Source organism: Streptomyces sp. NPDC006385, assembly GCF_040612485.1.
GTDB lineage: Bacteria > Actinomycetota > Actinomycetes > Streptomycetales > Streptomycetaceae > Streptomyces.
Genome location: NZ_JBEXQG010000002.1, coordinates 16,559 through 35,856 on the forward strand (window position 1 = coordinate 16,559; position 19,298 = coordinate 35,856).

The 19,298-nt window shown below is 71.9% G+C and carries 6 protein-coding genes; 1 reads left to right on the plus strand and 5 read right to left on the minus strand.

Going from position 1 to position 19,298, the window contains the following annotated elements; genetic code table 11:
• Positions 1–9: 9 nt before the first annotated feature.
• From ABZ078_RS01585 to ABZ078_RS01595, 3 genes are read right to left on the minus strand one after another with little or no spacing between them, the layout of a single operon-like run.
• The gene (locus ABZ078_RS01585) at positions 10–801 is read right to left on the minus strand and encodes an alpha/beta hydrolase (protein WP_356570514.1); all 792 of its coding nucleotides are present in this window, start codon (positions 799–801) and stop codon (positions 10–12) included.
• A 10-nt stretch (positions 802–811) separates the two neighbouring features.
• Positions 812–2,143: a hypothetical protein gene (locus ABZ078_RS01590; protein ID WP_356570516.1), complete on the minus strand. Its 1,332-nt coding sequence runs from the start codon at positions 2,141–2,143 to the stop codon at positions 812–814.
• Positions 2,140–14,445 carry an amino acid adenylation domain-containing protein gene (locus ABZ078_RS01595; protein WP_356570517.1) on the minus strand — a complete coding sequence of 4,102 codons (12,306 nt, stop codon included), beginning with the start codon at positions 14,443–14,445 and terminating at the stop codon, positions 2,140–2,142. The genes ABZ078_RS01590 and ABZ078_RS01595 overlap by 4 nt, the downstream gene beginning before the upstream one ends.
• A 655-nt stretch (positions 14,446–15,100) precedes the next feature.
• Between ABZ078_RS01595 and ABZ078_RS01600 the strand changes: the two genes are divergently transcribed.
• Positions 15,101–16,564: an MFS transporter gene (locus tag ABZ078_RS01600; RefSeq protein ID WP_356570519.1), complete on the plus strand. Its 1,464-nt coding sequence runs from the start codon at positions 15,101–15,103 to the stop codon at positions 16,562–16,564.
• 110 nt (positions 16,565–16,674) lie between these two features.
• Here ABZ078_RS01600 and ABZ078_RS01605 read toward each other — a convergent pair whose 3' ends face one another.
• Both ABZ078_RS01605 and ABZ078_RS01610 read right to left on the minus strand, forming a co-directional pair.
• The gene (locus ABZ078_RS01605; protein ID WP_356570521.1) at positions 16,675–17,865 is read right to left on the minus strand and encodes an acetyl-CoA C-acetyltransferase; all 1,191 of its coding nucleotides are present in this window, start codon (positions 17,863–17,865) and stop codon (positions 16,675–16,677) included.
• Positions 17,866–18,018: 153 nt separating this feature from the next.
• On the minus strand, positions 18,019–19,077 hold the full coding sequence (locus tag ABZ078_RS01610) for a helix-turn-helix domain-containing protein (protein ID WP_356570523.1): 1,059 nt from the start codon (positions 19,075–19,077) through the stop codon (positions 18,019–18,021).
• Positions 19,078–19,298: the final 221 nt, after the last annotated feature.

Below are 19,298 nucleotides of genomic sequence, written 5' to 3' on the forward strand. Positions count from 1 at the left end.
GATCGCCCCTTACCTTGTTTCTTCCACGCTCCGCAGGTGCGCGGAGATGATCTTCCGGACCTCGGGTGAGTCCACGATGTCGAAGTGGCCGACGCCCTCGACGAGTTCCACGGCGGCGTTCCGCCAGTTCGCGTGCAGTTCCCCGGCGTGCACCGGCGGCACGTAGTCGTCGGCCGTGCCGTGGATGACCAGCCCGGGCACGTCGATCGCCCGGGCGGCCGCGAGCGCCGAGTACTCGTCCCACACCGTCCGGCCGAACCTTCGCTCGATCTCCCCGACCACCCCCCGGACCTGGTCGTCGTCGAGGGCGTTCATCTCGGCGAACCTCTCGACCAGAAACATCTTGGCCGGAGGGGAGGAGATCGAGACCACGGTCCGGGCGGCCACCCCGGAGTGCCATGCGGTCAGGGCCCACAGGCCGCCCATGGAGTGGCAGACCACCGCGTGGAGGCCGGTGAGCCTGTCGTACAGGGCGCGCAGCAGGGCGCGGATCTCGGTGGGATCGCCCGTGGTGCCCAGTGCCTCCCCGTGCGGCGGCACGTCGAACAGCACCACCCGGTAGCCCTGCGCGAGGAGTTCCTCGGCGATGGCCACCATGCTGCCCAGATTGGTGTTCAGGCCGTGGACCAGGAGGACGGTCGGGCCGCTGCCGCTCTGGAAGTACTTGTAGAAGCGGCCGTTCACCTTGACGGTGTGCGAGCGGCACCGATTGAGGAACGCCTTCGCGAACGGATCGTGCGGCAGCTTCACGACCGTGTAGAAGCGCTCCACGAGGTCGTCCACGGATTCGGTTCGGCTCACCGCGCGTTCCTCACTTGCTCAGCGCCGCGAGGCACTGCCTGGCTCGCTCCGGCAGGACGTACTCGCCCTCCTTCGCGATGCGGTCGTACAGGGCCTCGACCCGCTCGTAGTGGTCGTCGAGGTTCTGGTCCAGCAGGTGGTATTCGGACTTGTTGTAGATGCCGAACTGGAGGTCGGTCATCAGGCCGAACGGATCGAGGTCCGCCGCGCGCCGGGTCCCGCCGAACACCAGGCGCAGGAACTCGTCGACGCTCTCGTAGCCGAGCGTGGCGAGGAGGAACTCGATCGACGCCCATTTGCGCCTGGTCTGGTAGGCGCGCTCGTCCGGGTCGACGATGAAGTCCAGGCCGCTGGTCATGCCCTTCGGGTAGTGCACCTTGTTGAAGCAGCGCAGGTCGATGGTGAGGCGGTCCTTGGTGGTCCGGGGCAGCGTGCTGTCGGCGTGGGCCCGGTAGTTGTCGAAGACCAGGGCGTCGCCCACCCGGCTGTCGCAGTAGTAGCCGGGAGACGGCTTGTCGGCGTACGTCTTCGCCCAGTACATCGCCATCAGGAAGTCCCGCACCGAGGGCAGGTCGATCTCGGACAGCTTCCCTTCCAGGAAGAGGTACAGCGCCTTGTCGACGGCGTCCTTCTCCTCGCCCTGCAGGCCGCACTCCAGCATCTTCTCGTAGACGTACGGGAGGTTCGGGGCCTCCACCTCGGCCTCCTCGAAGATCACGAAGGGCTGCCGGCTCAGCGGTGTCGGGGTCAGAGCGGTGTGGAAGCTGCGGTACTCGGTGGGGAAACCGAGCTGCTTCTTCACCAGCGACGGGATCTGAAGGGCGATCGAGCTGGCCGCGTGGGTGCCGTACGGCCGCTTCTCGGCCGGCACGATGAAGGCGTTGACCACCGCGGTCTCGACCTCGGGGAAATGCTCCTGGACGATGTCCTGGTTCAGGTCGTAGAAGCGCTTCGCCGAGGGCACGAACAGCACGCAGTTCTCGAACATGGTGGAGACCGGGAAGTAGCTGCCGATCGAGGCGGCGGCGAAGCTCTCCTGGATCACCGCCTGGCAGCGCAGCTGGCGTGCCAGATTGTCCGCCAGGCCGTCGTCCAGGTTCATCCGGACGACTTGAGTGGGGTGCACCTCGGGGTGGAAGCAGCTCGTGTTCAGGGTCCGTCGCGGAGGCAGCCTCGACTCCATCTCCCCCTTGTCCACCTGGTACTTGTCCAGCACGGGGGACAGTTGCTCGGCGTGCGCCGCCGCCGAGGAGTGCAGGAAGGTCCCGGTCTTCTGGTAGGTGCCGGTGACCGTGGCGTCGTCGTCCACCGTCGCGTCTGCCGCCTGGGTCGCGTCGCTCATGACGTCGTGTTCTCCGCTCGGTCGGAAGTGTTGATGCGGTCCACATAGGTGCGGACGAAGTCCTCGTCGAGGGGCGGGGACGGGTAGTCCTCCGCGCCGAAGACGGCGCCACCCACGGGGAGCGCGGCGAACATGTCCGCCAGGCCGTCCGCCGTCAGGCCGTCCACCAGGGCGGCGATCCGGGCCATCGGGCTCGCCGGATGCCCGGCGGCGAACGCCAGCGCCCGCTGCCGCCATGCGTCGAAGGGCACTATCTCCGCCCCGCCGCCGGCGGCACCGACCATCTCGAAGAAGCGGTCGAAGGCCGGGGCCCCGGAGTTGACGAAGTCGTAGTCCCTGCCGATGCGCGCCAGGTCGCCGGTCATCGCCTCGGCGATCGTCCGGCCCAGGTAGTCGACCGGCAGCACCGCCGTGAGGTCGGCGGCCAGCGACGGGAAGCTGCCCATCTCGAGGCTGCCGGTGATCAGGTTGTGCAGGAAGTCGCCGCGGTCGAGCCGGAAGTGCCCGGTGCGTGTCGAGGCGCCCACGAACGGCAGCCGGTACGTCGACGCCTTCGCGCCGCGCCAGCGGGCGGCGGCGACCATCTGCTCCGCCTGCCACTTGGAGGTCAGGTAGCCGTACTCCCGGTCGTCCTCGGTGACCTCGTACCCCAGGTACTTGGGCAGCGTGGCGAAGGTGGAGACGAAGTGGAACGCCTTGCCGCGACCGCGCGAGGCCAGGCGCAGCGCCTCGTGGGTACCGACGACGTTGGGGCCGATGTAGTCCTCCAGCGGCCGCATCCAGTCCACCAGGGCACCGGAGTGGCAGATGGCGTCCACCTGGTCGGCCAGCTCGTCGAAGTCCTCCTCGTCCAGGCCGAACAGCGGCCTCGCGAGGTCGCCCACCACCGGGTTCAGCAGCGGCGCGAACTCCTCCTTCCACAGGCCGTAGCCGTCGAGGGTGCCGACCAGGCGCTCCATGGCCTGGCGGGCGTCGTCCGCCCGCACCAGGCAGTAGGCGACCACCTCGGAGGCGAGCAGCTCGTGCAGCAGGTAGGCGCCGACGAATCCGGTGGCGCCGGTGACGAAGACCGCCTCCGGGCGTACCGGCGCCGCGGTGGCGTTGTCGAAGCGCAGGTCGGGGTGCAGGCAGCCCTTCCGGGCCGTGGTCAGGTCCACGTCCGCGGCGGCGGCCGACTCGGCCACCTCGTCGGCCGCCGTGCCGCCGGCCGTTCCGGGCGCCGCGTCCAGCCCCGCCTCCAGCAGCTTCGCCAGCAGGAAGTCGCCCAGTGAGGTGAGGTTGGGATGATCGAAGGCGATCTTCGCGGGCAGGGCGAGTCCGGTCAGGTCCGCGAGCTGGTTGCGCATCAGCACCGCGGTCAGCGAGTCGATGCCGATGTCCTGGAGCGGCACGTCGACGTCCACGGCCTCCGGCGAGGCGAAGCCCAGGGTCTTGGCCACCTCCTCGCGGACCACGCCCAGCACCACGGCCGGGTACTCCTCCGGCGCGGCCTCACCCAGCAGCTTGCGCAGGTCCGTTCCGCCGCCGGCCCGGGAGCGCCGGCCGGCGTTGCCGCTGAGCAGCGCGCGGAACAACGGCGGTATGCCGCCGCGGTTCTCGAAGTAGTGCTGCACGCGGTTCAGGTCCAGCGCGGCGGCCATGGTCAGCGCGCGGCCACTCCTGACGGCGAGCTCGAAGAGTTCCAGGCCCTCGTCCGGTGCCAGCCGGTCCAGGCCGAGCTGGGCGAAGCGCGCCCGGTCGAACTCGCTGAGCCCGGCGGCCATGCCCTCACCCTCCCAGGGACCGAAGGCCACCGAGGTGGCCGGCAGGCCCTTGGCCCGGCGCAGGTGGGCGAGCGCGTCCAGGAAGGCGTTGGCGGCGGCGTAGTTGCCCTGGCCGGGTGCTCCCATGACGCTCGCGATGGAGGAGAACATCACGAAGAAGTCCAGCTCCATGTCCTGCGTCAGCTCGTGCAGATGCCACAGGCCGTCCACCTTGGGCAGGAAGACCGCGTCGAACCGCTCCGGCGTCAGGTCCGTCAGGGCGCCGTCGTCCAGCACACCCGCCGCGTGGACCACGCCGCGCAGCGGGCGCCTGTCACCGAACAGGGCCATCACCGCGGCGACGTCGTCGCGATCGGCCGCGTCGCACGCCACCACGGTGGCCGTGGCGCCGAGTTCGGACAGCTCCTCCACCAGGGACTGCGCGCCCGGGGTCGCCATCCCGCGACGGGAGGTCAGCACCAGGTCGCGTACGCCGTGGGTGCCGGCCAGCCACCTGGCCACGCGCCGGCCGAGGTCGCCGGCGCCACCTGAGACGAGCACCGCGCCGTCCGGCCGGACGAACTGCCGCTGCCGGGCCGGGACCAGCACCACCTTGCCCACGTGCCGCGCCTGGGCGATGAAGCGCAGGCCGTCGGAGGTGTGGGTCATGGGGAAGGCCCGCAGCGGCAGCGGCGCCAGCTCGCCCCGCGTGAACAGCTCGGCGATGGAGGCCAGCATCCGCTGGATGAGGTCCGGCCCCGCCTCGGGCAGGTTGTAGACGGTGTAGGTCACGCCCGGATGGCTCTGGTCGATGGCGGCTTGCTCGCGCACATCGATCTTGCCCATCTCCAGGAACCGTCCGCCGCTGCCCAGCATGCCCAGGCTCGCGTCGATGAACTCGGTGGCCAGGGAGTTCAGCACCACGTCGAAGCGTCCGCCGGACTCGCCGCCGCCGGTGTCCTTGCCGAAGTGCTCGACGAAGCCCAGATCGCGCGAGGACGCCAGATGGGCGTCGTCCAGACCGAGTTCGCGCAGCGCGGGCCACTTGGGCTCGCTGGCGGTGCCGTAGACCTCGGCGCCGTGGAGCCGCGCCAGCTGCACCGCCGCCATGCCGACGCCACCGGCCGCGGCGTGGATCAGCACCCGCTCGCCCGGACGCAGGGCGCCCAGTTCGTGCAGGCCGTACCAGGCGGTGAGGAAGGTCATCGGGATGGTGGCGGCCTCCTCGAAGCTGAGGTGCTCCGGCATGCGCACCACCTGCCGCGCGTCCGTGACGACCTCGGAGGCGAAGGAGCCGCGGGCCAGGCCCAGCACGGCGTCGCCCACCTTCACCTGGTCGACGCTGCCGCCGACCTCGGTGACCACACCGGCGAACTCCAGGCCGAACGCGGGGATCTCCACCATGCCCAGGGCGTTGAGGACGTCCAGGAAGTTCACCCCGGCGGCCCTCACCTCGGCACGGATCTCACCCGGTGCGAGGGCCCGTTCCGGCAGGGACTTGACCGTCAGCGGCTCGTCCAGGCGGCCCTTGACGGCGATCTCCAGCTGCCAGCGGCCCTCGGCCGGTATCTCCAGGTCCTGGGCCGAGCCCACCCGCAGCAGTTGCGGCACCAGCACCTCGCCGTGGCGCAGCGCGCACTCCGGTTCGGCCTCCAGCATCAACGCGGTGGGCAGCGCCTTGCGGTCCGCCTCCTCCTCGCCGAGGTCGATCAGGCGCAGGTTCAGCTCGGGATGCTCGTTGCGGGCGGTCCGCATCAGGCCCCACAGCGGGCCGGCGCCCAGCCCGGAGACCAGGTCGTCGGCTCCGGTGCCCACCGCGCGGCGGGTGACCCAGACCAGCGGGGTGCGGAACTCGGTACCCACCGCCTCCTGGAGCTGCTCCAGTGCCCTGGCGGCGAACGCGTGGGCCTGGGACGGCACCTCCGCGTCGGAGTCCCACAGACAGACCAGTCCGTCCAGGTCCTCGGCGTCCTCCAGTTCCCGGACCTTGATCACCTGGATACCGGCCCGAGCCAGAAGGGTCTTGACCTCCCGCGCCCACGGCACGTCCCCGGCCGGGGTCATCATGCCCCAGGAACCGCCCAGTTCGACGTTCTCGGTGTCGGCATGCCGCCAGTCGACATCGAACTGGAAGCGGTCCACCCCGGCCGCGGCCAGACGGCGCAGCACCGCCCGGTCCACCCGCCGCGCGTGCAGGCGGTGCAGCCGGCCGACATGGGCGCCGTCGCCGTCGTGGATGTCGAGGGAGGCCCAGAACTCGCCGTCGCCCAGCTCGAAGTCGGCGACCCGGACCCAGATCTCCGCCAGGCCCTTCACCCGCAGCGACAGGCGCTCGGCCTCGAACGGCACGAAGAGGTCCTCGCCGGTCCGGTTCTGCAGCCGCTGGGTCAGCAGCAGCGAGTGCATGGCCGAGTCCAGCAGGGCCGGGTGCAGGACGTAGCCGGCGGCGGACTGCTCCGCGCTCTCCGGCAGCGCGACCCTGGCCCACACCTCCCCGCCCACGTGCCAAGCCTCCTTGATGCCCCGGAAGGTCGGCCCGTAGCCGTAGCCGAGCGCGTCCAGGTCGTGGTAGAGGGCGGACGCGTCGAGGGGCTCGGCACCCCGCGGCGGCACCGTCACCGCGGTGCCGGCACCGGCGCCCTCCGCGGGCGTGATCCGGCCCTCGGCGTGCAGCTGCCAGGCGCCGTCCTCACCCTCGGGCGCGCTGTAGACCTGGACGGGACGGGATTCACCGATCGCCGGACCCACGGTGACCTGCGTCCGCACCGGCACCCCGGAGGCGAGCACCAGCGGCGAGGCGATGACCACGTCCGACAGGTCCCACTCGCCCTCGTGGGCCGCGTCGCCCGCCGCCCGCATGGCCTCGAAGAACGCCGTGCCCGGCATCAGGACGGCGTCCATCACCCGGTGCTCCTGCACCCACACCGGCTGGTCCGTCGCCACCACGTTGGTGAACAGCGACAGTTCGGTGCCGGCGATCTCCACACCGCCGCCCAGGAGCGGGTGGCCGGTGGGGTTCAGACCGGCGCCGACCTCGCGGGACAGCGGTGGCTCGAACCAGAACCGCTCCCGCTGGAAGGCGTACGTCGGCAGCGCCACCCGGCCACCGCCGAAGGGCGCGAAGTAGCCGTCCCAGTCGACCGCGACGCCCCGCACGTGCAGCTCGGCCAGGCTCCGCTGGACGACCGAGGCGCCGTTCCTGCCCGGGGTGCAGGACGGCAGCCAGGACACCGGCCCCTCGTCGGCCAGGCAGGACGCCCCCAGGCCGGACAGCACGGCCTGCGGACCGAGCTCCAGGAAGGTGTTCACGCCCTCTCGGCGCAGGCTGCGCATACCGTCGCTGAAGCGGACCGCGTGGCGGACCTGGCGGACCCAGTAGCCGGGCTGCTCCAGTTCGCCCGGCGCGGCGAGCTCGCCGGTGAGGCTGCTGACGAGGGGGATCCGCGGTGGGCGGAAGCGGACGGTCTCCGCCACGGCCCGGAAGTCGGCGAGCATGCCGTCCATGTGGTGCGAGTGGAAGGCGTGGGACACCGTCAGCCGCTTGGCCTTGCGGCCCCGCTGCGTGAAGTGGGCGGCGATCGCCTCGACGGCGTCGGTGTCACCGGACAGCACGGTCTGCGTGGGCGTGTTGAGTCCGGCGACGTCCAGTTTGCCGCGCAGCCCGAGGGCGTCGATGGCGGTCTCCGCCTCCTCGCCGCCGGCTTCCAGCGACACCATGGCGCCGCGGGCGGGAAGGGCCTGCATCAGCCGGCCGCGCGCCGCGACCAGCCGGCAGGCGTCGTCCAGGTCGAACACCCCCGCCACGTGGGCGGCGGCGAGCTCACCGATGCTGTGGCCGAGCAGCAGGTCCGGCCGCACACCCCAGCTCTCCCACAGCCTCCACAGCGCCACCTCAAGGGCGAACAGGGCGGGCTGGGTGAAGTCGGTGCGGTGCAGCAGGGCTGTGCCCTCGTCGTCCGCGCTGTCCGGGTCGGCCCACATCACCTCCAGGAGAGGCTTCTCCAGCCCGGTGAAGCGGGCGGCGACCTCGTCCAGCGCCTCGCGGAAGACGGGGTGGACGTCGTAGACGTCCTTGCCCATGCCCGGAAGCTGGCTGCCCTGGCCGGTGAAGAGCAGGGCCGGCCGGGGTTCCTCGGTGTGGTTCCCGGTGCGCACCGACTCCGCGGGCAGTTCCCCGGTACGGGCGAAGGCGGCCAGTTTGTCGAGGAGTTCGGCCTTGTCCTTGACGAGGAGCACCAGCCGGCGGCGGAAGTGGCTGCGGGTGGTCGCCAGGGAGAGGGCCACGTCGCCGAGGCGGTCCTGGATGTTCATGCCCATGTGCCGGTGCAGGTTCTCCACCTGCCGGCGCAGGGCGGCGTCGGTGTGGCCGGACACCACGAACGGCACCGTGGGCGGCAGCGGCGCGGGCACGTCCTCCTCGGCGTCCTTCGCGGCGGGCCGCGGCGGCTCCTCGACGATCACGTGGGCGTTGGTACCGCCGATGCCGAACGAGCTGACGCCCGCGCGGCGCGGCACGTCCTTCGCCGGCCACGGCCGCTGCTCCTGGACCAGCGCCATGCCGGCGCCCTTCCAGTCCACGGCGGGGGTGGGCTCGGCGACGTGCAGGGTCCGGGGAAGCGTGTCGTGGCGCATGGCCAGGACGACCTTCATCACGCCGGCCAGACCGGCGGCGGCCTGGGTGTGGCCGAGGTTGGACTTGGCCGAACCGACCCACAGCGGCACCTCGTCCGAGTGGCTGCCGCCGAAGACCTCCGCGAGCGCGGTGCCCTCGATGGGGTCGCCCAGCTTGGTGCCGGTGCCGTGCGCCTCCAGGTAGTCGATGTCGTCCGGCTGGAGTCCGGACGTGGCCAGGGCGGCGCGGATGACCCGCTGCTGGGCGGGACCGCTGGGCGTGGTCAGGCTGGCGCTGTGACCGTCGTGGTTGACGGCGGTGCCGCGCAGGACGGCCAGGACGGGGTCGCCGTCGCGCTGGGCGTCGGACAGCCGCTTGAGGACGACCGCGGCGGAGCCCTCGCTCCAGCCGGTGCCGTCGGTGTCGGAGGAGAACGACCGGCAGCGCCCGTCCGCCGACATGCCGCGCAGGCGGCTGAACTCCACGTGGAGTTCGGGGGTGAGCATCAGGCTCACCCCGGCCGACACCGCGAGATCGCATTCGCCGCCTCGCAGCGCGTTGCAGGCCAGGTGGGTGGTGACCAGGGAGGAGGAGCACGCCGTGTCCAGGGTGAGGGTCGGGCCCTCCAGGCCGAACACGTACGACACCCGGCCGGACATGGTGCCGCCCGCGGAACCCGGCCCCACGTAGCCGTCGAGGTCGGTCAGCCCGCCGGCCATGGTGAGGCCGTACTCGTGGTACGCCGAACTCTTCCCGACGCCGATGAACGCGCCGGTCTGGCTGCCGCGCAGCCGGTCCATGGTGTAGCCGGCGCGTTCGAACGCCTCCCAGGTGGTCTCCAGCACCATGCGCTGCATGGGGTCGAGGGAGCGGGCCTCGCGCGGCGAGATGCCGAAGAAGGGGGCGTCGAAGAGGTCGATGGGTGTGACGAACCCGCCCCGGCTGCAGTACGAGGTGCCGGGCACCTCCGGGTCGGGGTCGTACAGGGCCTCGGCGTCCCAGCGGTCTTTCGGGACCTCGACGATCCCGTCCCCGCCGCGCTCCAGCAGCTCCCAGTACTCCTCCGGGGTGTTGGCGTCGCCGGGGAGGCGGCAGGCCATGCCGATGATGGCGATGGGCTCGTCGTGGACGGCGCGGCGGCGGTCGGGCACGACCTCCCGGCTGGTCCTGGTGTCGCCGGCCAGGTAGGCGGCCAGGGTCTTGACGGTGAAGTGCTCGAACAGCTTGGCCCCGAAGACCGGGCGGCCCAGCAGTTCCTCCAGCCGCCTCTGGACGCGGACGACCCGCAGCGAGTTGCCGCCTATCTCGAAGAAGTTCTCGTTGACGCCGATCCGGTCGTGGCCGAGCACGTCCGCCCAGATGGCCATGATGTCCCGCTCCAGTTCGGTGGCGGGCTTGGCGGTGGCGTCGACCTCCACGACGGGGTCCGGCAGCGCGCTCTCGTCGATCTTGCCGTTCGGGGTCAGCGGAAGCTCGTCCAGCTCCACGATGAACGCCGGCACCATGTACTCCGGCAGCCGCTCGGCCAGCCAGGGGCGCAGCACGCGGTGCAGCGGGGTCCTGGGCGCTTCGCCGACCGCGGGCGTGTTGGCGTACCCGGCGAGCGCGTCGCGGGCCGGCGCTTCGGCGGGGTGCGGGCTGAGGTCGGGGGTCTGGCCGGTCCGCCAGAACAGGGCGTCGCACCGCCAGGTGCCACCGGAGCGGCTGGGCAGCAGAGCCAGTTCCAGGCCCGCCTCATGGGCGAGGTCGGCGAGGTCGGTGGGGTCGACCCAGGACGTGGGCACCACCGAGGTGTTCGCGCCCATGATGTCCAGGGCCGAGGCGACCCGGCCGCACACCTCGCCCAGCCGGCCGTTGGGGATGCCGTTGAGGCGGAGCGGGCGGTCGGCGACGGAACCCAGCTCGGCGCGGAGCGCGGCCGGGTCGAGGCCGTCGGTCTCCCAGTCCTTCTCCGCCGCCGGGGTGGTGGGCCGGGCGTCCTCGCCGATGTGCAGGGTGACGTCGTAGCGGTAGCGCGTCATCTCGTTGACGTAGCGGCCGTCGCGCAGGGTGATGTCGACGCGGGTGATCTGCGGGAACAGGTGCGGCAGGCCGGCGAAGTAGTCGCGGGTGAGCACCAGTTCGCGCTCGGCGCGCATACCGCGCTCGGTGCGGCGGGCCAGTTCCCCGGCGGAGATCCCGCCGGCCTCCCCGTCCGCGCGGAAGTGGGCCACGTCGGCGTGGAAGACGTCCAGCAGCGACAGGTCGCGTACGTCACCGAGGAACACCCGCCCTCTCGTGACCGCCCTGGTCGCCCACTCCAGCACCGAGGTCAGGTAGTCGACGCTGGGGAAGTACTGGGCCACCGAGTTGAGGACCACGGTGTCGAAGGCTCCCTCGGCGACCTCGGGGAGTTCGTGGGCGGCGCGCTGCTCGCAGGTCACGTGCGGCAGCGAGGCCAGGTGCCGCCGGGTCGTCTCGACGGCCGCTGCGGAGGCGTCCACGGCGTGGTAGGTGCGGCAGTGCGGTGCCAGGCTGAACAGCATCAGGCCGCTGCCGCAGCCGATCTCGAAGACGTTCTCCGGTGCGTGCGAGAGGATGCGCCGGACGGAACCGCGCTGCCAGTCACGCATCTCCCCGGCCGAGAAGGGGAGGCCGTCGTAGCTGTTGCGCCAGCCCGCCAGGTTGAACGTGGCGTCGGCGGTGACGGGATCGGTGCCGGGGCCGGAGACAGCGGTGGCGGTGTCGGTACCGGCTTCGTAGGCGCGGTCCCAGGCGGCGGCCCACTCGGCCAGGGCGGTGCTCTGGTCCGCCGGGGCGGGAACCGGATCACCGGCCGCGGCCGCGTCGCGGACGCAGTAGGCGACCAGTTGCTCGTCCCGGCCGACCACCACGGCGCGGCGGACCGACTCATGGCGGCTGACGGCCGCCTCGACGTCGGCCAACTCGATGCGGTGGCCGCGCAGTTTGACCTGGCGGTCGTTGCGTCCCAGCAGTGTCAGCCTGCCGGGTTCGACGAAGCGGGCCAGGTCGCCGGTCCGGTAGAGGGTGCCGGGGTGGAAGGGGTTGTCGGCGAAGCGGAGCCGGGTCTGCCCGGGGTCGTTGCGGTAGCCACGGGCCACTCCGGCGCCGCCGACGCACAGTTCTCCGGGGAAGCCGAGCGGCAGCGGCGACAGGTTCTCGTCGAGGACGTAGACCTGGGTGCGGTCGATCGGGCTGCCGATGAGGATGCCGTCCTCCTCTGCCCGGTCCGCCACCTCCCAGACCGTGGACCACACGGTGGTCTCGGTGGGGCCGTACATGTTCCACACCGTCCCCGCGGCTCCGGCGGCGAGCAGCCGGTCCGCCAGGTCGCGGGGCAGCGCCTCACCGCCGCAGAGGATCTTCCTCAGCGTGGGGGTGCCCTGCCAGCCTCCGTCCAGCAGCAGCTGCCAGGTGGCGGGGGTGCCCTGCATCATGGTGATCGCGTGCCGCTCCATCAGCCCGGTCAGGGCCTTGGCGTCCAGGGTCTCCTGGGCCTGCGCGATGACCGTGGTCGCGCCGCACAGCAGCGGCAGGAACAGCTCCAGCACGGAGATGTCGAAGGACACGGTGGTGACCGCCAGCAGCCGGTCGGTGGCGGCGCACCCCGGCCGTTCGCGCATGGCTGCCAGGAAGTTGCACAGTGCCCCGTGGGTGATCTCGACTCCCTTGGGGCGGCCGGTCGAGCCCGAGGTGTAGATGACGTAGGCCAGGTCGCCGGAGCCCACCTCGGCCGCGAGGTCCCCGTCGGCGTTCAGCTCTCCACCCAGGTGGACGCTCACGCAGCGGGTGTCCCAGGCGGCGAGGCCGGCCGGTGCGGCGGCGGGGGTGACGATGAGCTTGGGATCGGCGTCGTCGATCATCTGGCGAATGCGTTCCGCCGGGAACCTGGGGTCGACGGGCACATAGGCGGCGCCCGTCTTCATGACCGCCAGCAGGGCCACGACCAGGTCGATCGAGCGGTCCAGGGCCACGCCGACCAGATCGCCGCGGCCCACGCCCCGGTCGGTCAGCGCGTGGGCGAGCCGATTGGCGCGGGTGTTGAGCTCCGTGTAGGTCAGGCTGGTGTCCGCGCAGACCAGTGCCGTGTCCTCGGCATGGTCGCGCGCGGCCTGTTCGAAGAACCGGTGCAGGCCCTGCTCGGGGAGGTCCGCGGTGGCGCCGGCCGTGTCGTTGAACTCCTCGACGAGGGCCGCGCGTTCGTCTGGCGCGAGGAGGTCGGCGGCGGACGGACGCTGCTCCGCGGCGGCGGGGAGTCGGCCGCACCACGCGGCGAACTGGCCGGCCAGCCGGGCGACGTCTTGGGCCGGCAGGCGTGTGGCGTCGTAGTGGAAGGCGACGAGCGCACCGTCCTCGGCGCCGTCCTGCTGGACGTGGAGTTCCAGTTTCGGACGGTGGCCGTCGTGGCCGGCGGAGCCATGGCCGGCGGCGTCGCGGGCGCCCCATGAGATCAGCACGTCCGGTGTCAGTGCGCCGCTGTTCCAGCGTTCCCGAAGCGCTTCGTCCCGGCCGACGGCGTCGCGGCGGATCCATCCCCGCTCCTGGCCGCGGGCGAACTCCCGCCGCACCGCCCGCAGGTTCTCCGAGATCGTCGCGTCGGTGTCGACGCGGCACAGCAGGGGCAGCCAGGCGGCGAACAGGTCCCGGTGCGCGGCGTCGACGCCCTCGCGGGGGGCTGCCATCGCGAGGGGGACCTCCCGCCTGCCGCTCGCCCGGCTCAGGAAGATGCCCAGCGCACCGGCCAGGTGGGCGGCGGCCGCCGCGGACGCTTCCAGGCCGTCGCCGCCGTCGACGCCTTCGTGGAGCGGGACTTGGCATCGTACGAGGACGGGGTCCGGCTGCTGTGCGCTCTCGGTGCTCTCGACGCTCTCAGCACCGGCCCCCGGGCGGGGCTGCGGGTAGGGAAGGCGATAGGGATGGTCGCCGCTCTCGATCAGGCGCTCACGCCATCGGCCGGCGGCCTTGGAGGCTCTGACGCCCGCCTCGGTCAGGCGCGCGCTCGCGTCCTCGCCGGGGACGTCCAGGATCGTGCCGGGCCGGACCCCCTGGGCCGCCGCGATGGCGCCGACGGGCCGCTCCTCGCCCTCCAGGGTGCACAGCCGGGTCAGGGTGAGGCTTCCGGCACCTGTGGCCACCCGCAGGCCCGACGCGTCGTCGCAGGAGAGGACCGTACCGGGCGCGGCGGCGGTGTCCTCTGCGGCGGAAGCGGCGCCGGTCTGGGAGCGGGCTCCCCGGACGGCGTAGAAATGCCCGTCGAGGTTGACCTTGGGCCACACCAACGGGCTCGCGAACGGGCCGTAGTCGGTGGCCCGGACCATGGCGGCGACGCGCTCGGCCGGAAGGCTCCAGTCGATCAGTCCCTCGGCGGCGAACTGGGTGTGCCGCGAGAAGTAGCGGCGTGTCGCGGAGTCCTGGGGGGTGGAGGTCTCGCGGCCCTCCGCGATCTCGTCGATCAGTTCGGCCAGGCCGGCGACGGCCGCCTCGTCGCACTTCAGGCCCAGCGACAGCGCGGTGTCCTCGGGCTCGATCGCCACCGGTACCCGCCTCAGCACCGCACCGCCGTCGACCACTTCGGCCATGCGGTGCCAGGTGATGCCGTACTCCCGCGCCCCGTCCGCGATGGCCCAGGACGGCGTGTGCAGGCCCGCGTACTCGGGGAGCGGACCGTAGTGGTAGTTGACGGCGGCCCGCGTCGCGCAACGCAGCAGCGCTTCGGGTACCACCGCGTAGTTGCCGACGCTCAGCAGGAGGTCGCAGGACAACCGCGGTGCGAGCGCCACGGCCTCGGCGAGTCCATGGTGCGGAATGCCCGCCTTGACCGCCCAGGACCGGGCGGTGGCGTCACCGGTCACCACGGCTGCGATCCGGTGCCCTTCCGCCACGAGTACCTCGCCGCAGCGAGCGAGTACGCTCCCGCCACCGATCAGGACGGAACTCAAAGAAGTCATTGCCGTGCCTCCCCGTGATGACCGCGGCGCGTCCGACGGGCGCCGCCCGTCCCGGGGCAGGGCAACGGCACCCGAGGCAGACCTATGAGGGCCTACAGGTGCCGGATTCAAGCGCGCGCACAGGGCTGATCCCCCGTGCACCCGTGCCGATTCCCCCGTGATCGAGCGGCGTGCGCCTCACCAGCAGTCGTGCGAGCCGCTGCGCCGTGAGTCGTCCGCGCTGTCAGGATTGCAAGTACGCCAAGTGCTGAACTGCCGAACTGCGCAAGTGCTGTTGTGCAGAAACGCTGTCGTGCAGTAGTGCAGTAGTGCCGTCGTGCAGAAGATCCGTCGTGCAGACGTGCGGAAGTTCCGGGCTGCAGAGGCGTGCTGTCGTGCGATGGGGCGGTAGCGGCCCCCGCCGTTGCGCCTGTTCCTCCCCCGGGCGCCCCGACCCATCATTGGCCTGCCGCGAGAGCCACCGCAAGGCATGGCGGCAAAGATCTTCGAGTGAATCGTGAGTGATGGTCATCACATGTACTGATCACGCAATTCGCCCCGCCATCGACGGGGGACGGGCACACTTGCTCGGGCTGCATCGCTTCAACCACCCTCCCCACGCACCGAGTTGGACCGCAGGCGAGTTCGACGACGCACACGAGCTGAGGGGAACGGCATGCCCGACGAGTCGGCTGAGCGCACACGCACGACGCAGGAGGTCAACCCGGCTCACGTCCTTGCGCTGTGCAGCGGCGCGAGCTTCATGGCCTTCCTCGACCTCTCGATCATCAGCATCGCGTTTCCAGACATTCTGGACGAATTCCCCGGTACGTCGCTCAACACCATGACGTGGGTCCTCAGCGGCTACACGATCCTGCTGGCGGCCGTGCTCACACCCGCCGGAAGGATCGCCGACAGCGTCGGCCGGCGCACCGTCTTCCTCTGGTCCCTGGCCGCCTTCACCGTCGCCTCCCTCGTCTGCGCGGTGGCGCCGTCCATCTGGTGGCTCATCGCGGCGCGGGTCGTCCAGGGCGCGGCGGCCGGCGGCATGATCCCCGCCGCGCTCGGCCTGATCCTCGCCACGACACCGCGCGAGCGCATCGCCAGAGCGGTCGGCACCTGGTCCGCGGTGGCGGGCTTCTCCGCCGTCATCGGACCGGCCGCGGGCGGACTGCTGCTGCGCGCCTTCGACTGGCGCTCGGTGTTCTACGTCAACCTCCCGCTGTGCGGCGCGATGCTGGTCGCCGCCGTGGTGATGCTGCCGAGGCAGCGGTTGCGCGGCACCGGGGACCGGCTGCCGGACGCGGTGGGCAGCATCGCGCTCGCCCTGGGCATCGGCGGGGTGGTGAGCGCGCTCACCGAGGGGGACGCCTGGGGCTGGGGAGATGTCCGCACCATCGGACTCGGGCTGGCCGGGCTGGCGCTCGTCGCCGTGACCGTGCTGCGGTCGCGCACGCACCCGGCACCGGCCCTGGAGATGACGGTGTGGCGCAGCCCCGTCTTCCGGACCGCCAACCTCGGCCTCGGCATGCTCAACATGACGATGTTCGCGTGGATGCTGGCCGCCCCGCTGTTCGCCGCCGACATCTGGCACTGGTCGGTCCTGCAGACGGCCGGTGCCCTGAGCATCGGAGCCGTCTCCTCGATGGCGGGCTCACTGACCGCCGGACGGCTCACCCGACCGGCGACCCAGGTGAAGGTGACGGTCCTGGGCGCGCTGTCCTTCACCGGCAGCAACGCCATCTGGGCGTCCGGCCTCTTCGGATCCACGCCCAACTTCTGGGGCGGCTGGCTACCGGCCGCGATCCTCGGCGGCGGCGGACTCGGCCTCGCCATCACCTGCCTGTCCTCGCTGGCGGCCGGGACGGTGCCCCCGCAGAAGTTCGCGGGCGGCCTCGGCATGACCCTGACGGTGCGCCAGGTCGGCGGTGCCGTCGGCGTCGCCGGATTCGCCTCGATCATGGCGGCGGGCCCGGCCCCCGGCGGCATCCCGTCCTTCCACCACGTCTATGTCGCCGCGATGGCCGTCAACATCCTGTGCGCGGCCGTGGTGTGCACGATGCTCATCATGCTGCGGCCGAAACCCGCGCCGACGGCCGCGGCGCAGGCGCCGGAGGACCGGGTCACGCCCACCCAGTGACCCCCGGTTCCACGTGCGGATGGGGCCCCTGGGCGCGGCCCTCACGTGCCGCCCCCAGGGGACCGTGTCGTTCCTCCGGCTCCCGGCCGCGCTGCTCCGACCGGCAGCCGTCAGGCGGACGGCACGCGGATCAGCAGGGCGTCGCCCTGCCCGCCACCGCCGCACAGCGCCGCAGCGCCGAGACCGCCGCCACGGCGGCGCAGCTCATAGGCCAGGTGGACGATGAGCCGGGCGCCGGAGGCGCCGATCGGGTGGCCGAGCGCGATGGCTCCGCCGTCGACGTTCACGATGTCCGCGCTGATGCCCAGCTGCTCGGTCGAGACGATGCCGACGGCGGAGAACGCCTCGTTGATCTCCACCAGGTCCAGGTCGGACGGCTCCAGCTCGGCCTTGGCCAGCGCGGCCCTGATCGCGTTCGACGGCTGCTCGTGCAGGCTTCCGTCCGGTCCGGCCACCACGCCGTGGGCGCCGATCTCGGCGATCCAGGGCAGCCCCAACTCCTCGGCCTTGGCCTTGCTCGCCACCACCACGGCCGCGGCGCCGTCGGAGATCTGCGACGCGGTCCCCGCCGTGATGGTGCCGTCGGCGCTGTACACGGGACGCAGCTTCGCCAGGACCTCCGCCGTGGTGTCGGGACGCACGCCCTCGTCGGTGTCGCACACCACTGGGTCACCCTTGCGCTGCGGGACCGTCACCGGCACCATCTCCTCGGCGAACCGCCCGGCGGCCGCCGCGGCGGCCGCCCGCTGGTGCGAGGCCGCGGCGAAGGCGTCCTGCTTCTCCCGGGTCACCCCGGGGTAGCGGCTGTTGTACTTCTCGGTCGAGACGCCCATGCCCAGCTGGTCGAAGGGGCAGAACAGGCCGTCGTGGACCATGTGGTCGACCAGCGGTACGTCACCGGCCTTGAAGCCCGCACGCGACTTGGGAAGCACGTGCGGAGCCTGCGACATGGACTCCTGGCCGCCCGCCACCACCAGGTCGAACTCACCGGCCCTGATGAGCTGGTCGGCCAGCGCGATCGAGTCGATCCCGGAGAGGCACACCTTGTTGACGGTCAGCGCCGGGACGCTCATCGGGATGCCGGCGGCCACCGCGGCCTGGCGGGCCGGGATCTGGCCGGCCCCCGCGGTGAGCACCTGCCCCATGATCGTGTACTCCACTTGCTCGGGCGCCACCCCCGCCTTCTCCAGAGCCGCCTTGATCGCGATGCCCCCGAGCTGGGCACCGGAGAAGTCCTTCAGAGCCCCCAGCAGACGACCGGTGGGGGTACGGGCCCCAGCCAGGATGACGGATCCGGACACAACGTCCTCCGTGGTAGAAGTCGTGGAGCACAACACGGCTACATTACCGACGAGTTGGGCCAAGGAAATGCGGCCTCCGGCGGTGTGAGCGACGGCACAGCCGACCTGGCCGACGAGCTGGGCGCCCGGACGGTCGCGCTCCCCGGCGCGGTGTCAGAGTTCCTTGGCGGGCCAGTCGAGCAGGCGGGCGCCGATCACCGCCGTCTGGAGCATGTAACGGTGGGCCGGATCAGCCGGGTTGGCGCCGGTGAGCTTCTGGATGCGTTCCAGCCGGTAGGTCAGGGCGCGCACGCTGAGTGAGAGACGGCGGGCGGCCTCGGCGGCCACGCACCCCGAGTCGAAATAGGCGGTGAGGGTGTCCAGGAGGGGCTGGGGGCCGCCTCGGGCCGTGGTGAGCGGGCCCAGGGTGTTCCGCACGAGGTCGGCCATGGCCTGCCGGTCGCGCGTCAGCACGGGGTAGACGAGCAGATCGGCGGCGCGCAGGACCGGGTCCTCCAGCTCCAGCCGCTCGGCGAGTTCGAGGGCGTTGAGCGCTTCCTCGTACGAGTGCACGACACCGCCGGGTCCGGGCTGGGGGCGACCGATGGCGACCCGGCCGCCGTCGGTGGCGGCGTGGGCCTGTTTGGCGAAGTGGGCGAGGACCTCGTCCTGGTGGCCGGGGGCGATGCACAGCAGCCGGCCGTCCTTGGTGGTGAGCAGGATGCTGCGGTCGCCGAAGCGGGAGATGAGGGCGTGTTCCACCCGGCGGGGGATCGGGTCGCCTTCTTCATAGGCGGTGGGGCCCTGGGCGACGGCGACGGCGTGGGCGTGGGAGAGACGCAGGCCGAATCGCTCGGCGCGTTCGGCGATGCGGCCCAGGTCGCTGCGGCCGTAGAGCAGGTCGTCGATGAACTCGCGGCGCGCGGCCTCTTCCTGGCGTACGGCTTGGCGCTGGGCGCGTTCGTAGCCCTCGGCGAACGCGTCGATGACCTGGTGTACGGCTGCCAGGGCGCTGTCCGCCGAGCCGGAGGTGGTGGGCCATGTCGCGCGGGCGGCGGTCAGGTGGGCGCTGACGAGGGCGCGCAGTCCGTGGCCGGCGTCCGCGGCCTGTTCCCCGAGGGCCCGGCGGGAGGTGAGTTCCTCCCGGGTGAGGCGTCGGCCCGTGGCCGAGACCTCTGCCAGGATGCGGGCATAGCCCTCCAGATACTGCTCGGGAATCTCCCGATCAGTCACGCCACCCCCAGGTTTCTTGACGCCCCGGTGACGGTTTCTTAGCGGCTCACCGGCACACAGACCCTAATGAATGCTGCCGGGAACCGGCAATGCGCGGGTGTGTCCCGGCCGTGCACCATGACAGCGGGGAGCACCACGGGGGTCACCGGTGCCGGACACCGGCAGGTGTCCGGCACCGGTGACCCGGAGCGAACGGTGCACCACCGAACACGACTGATGGC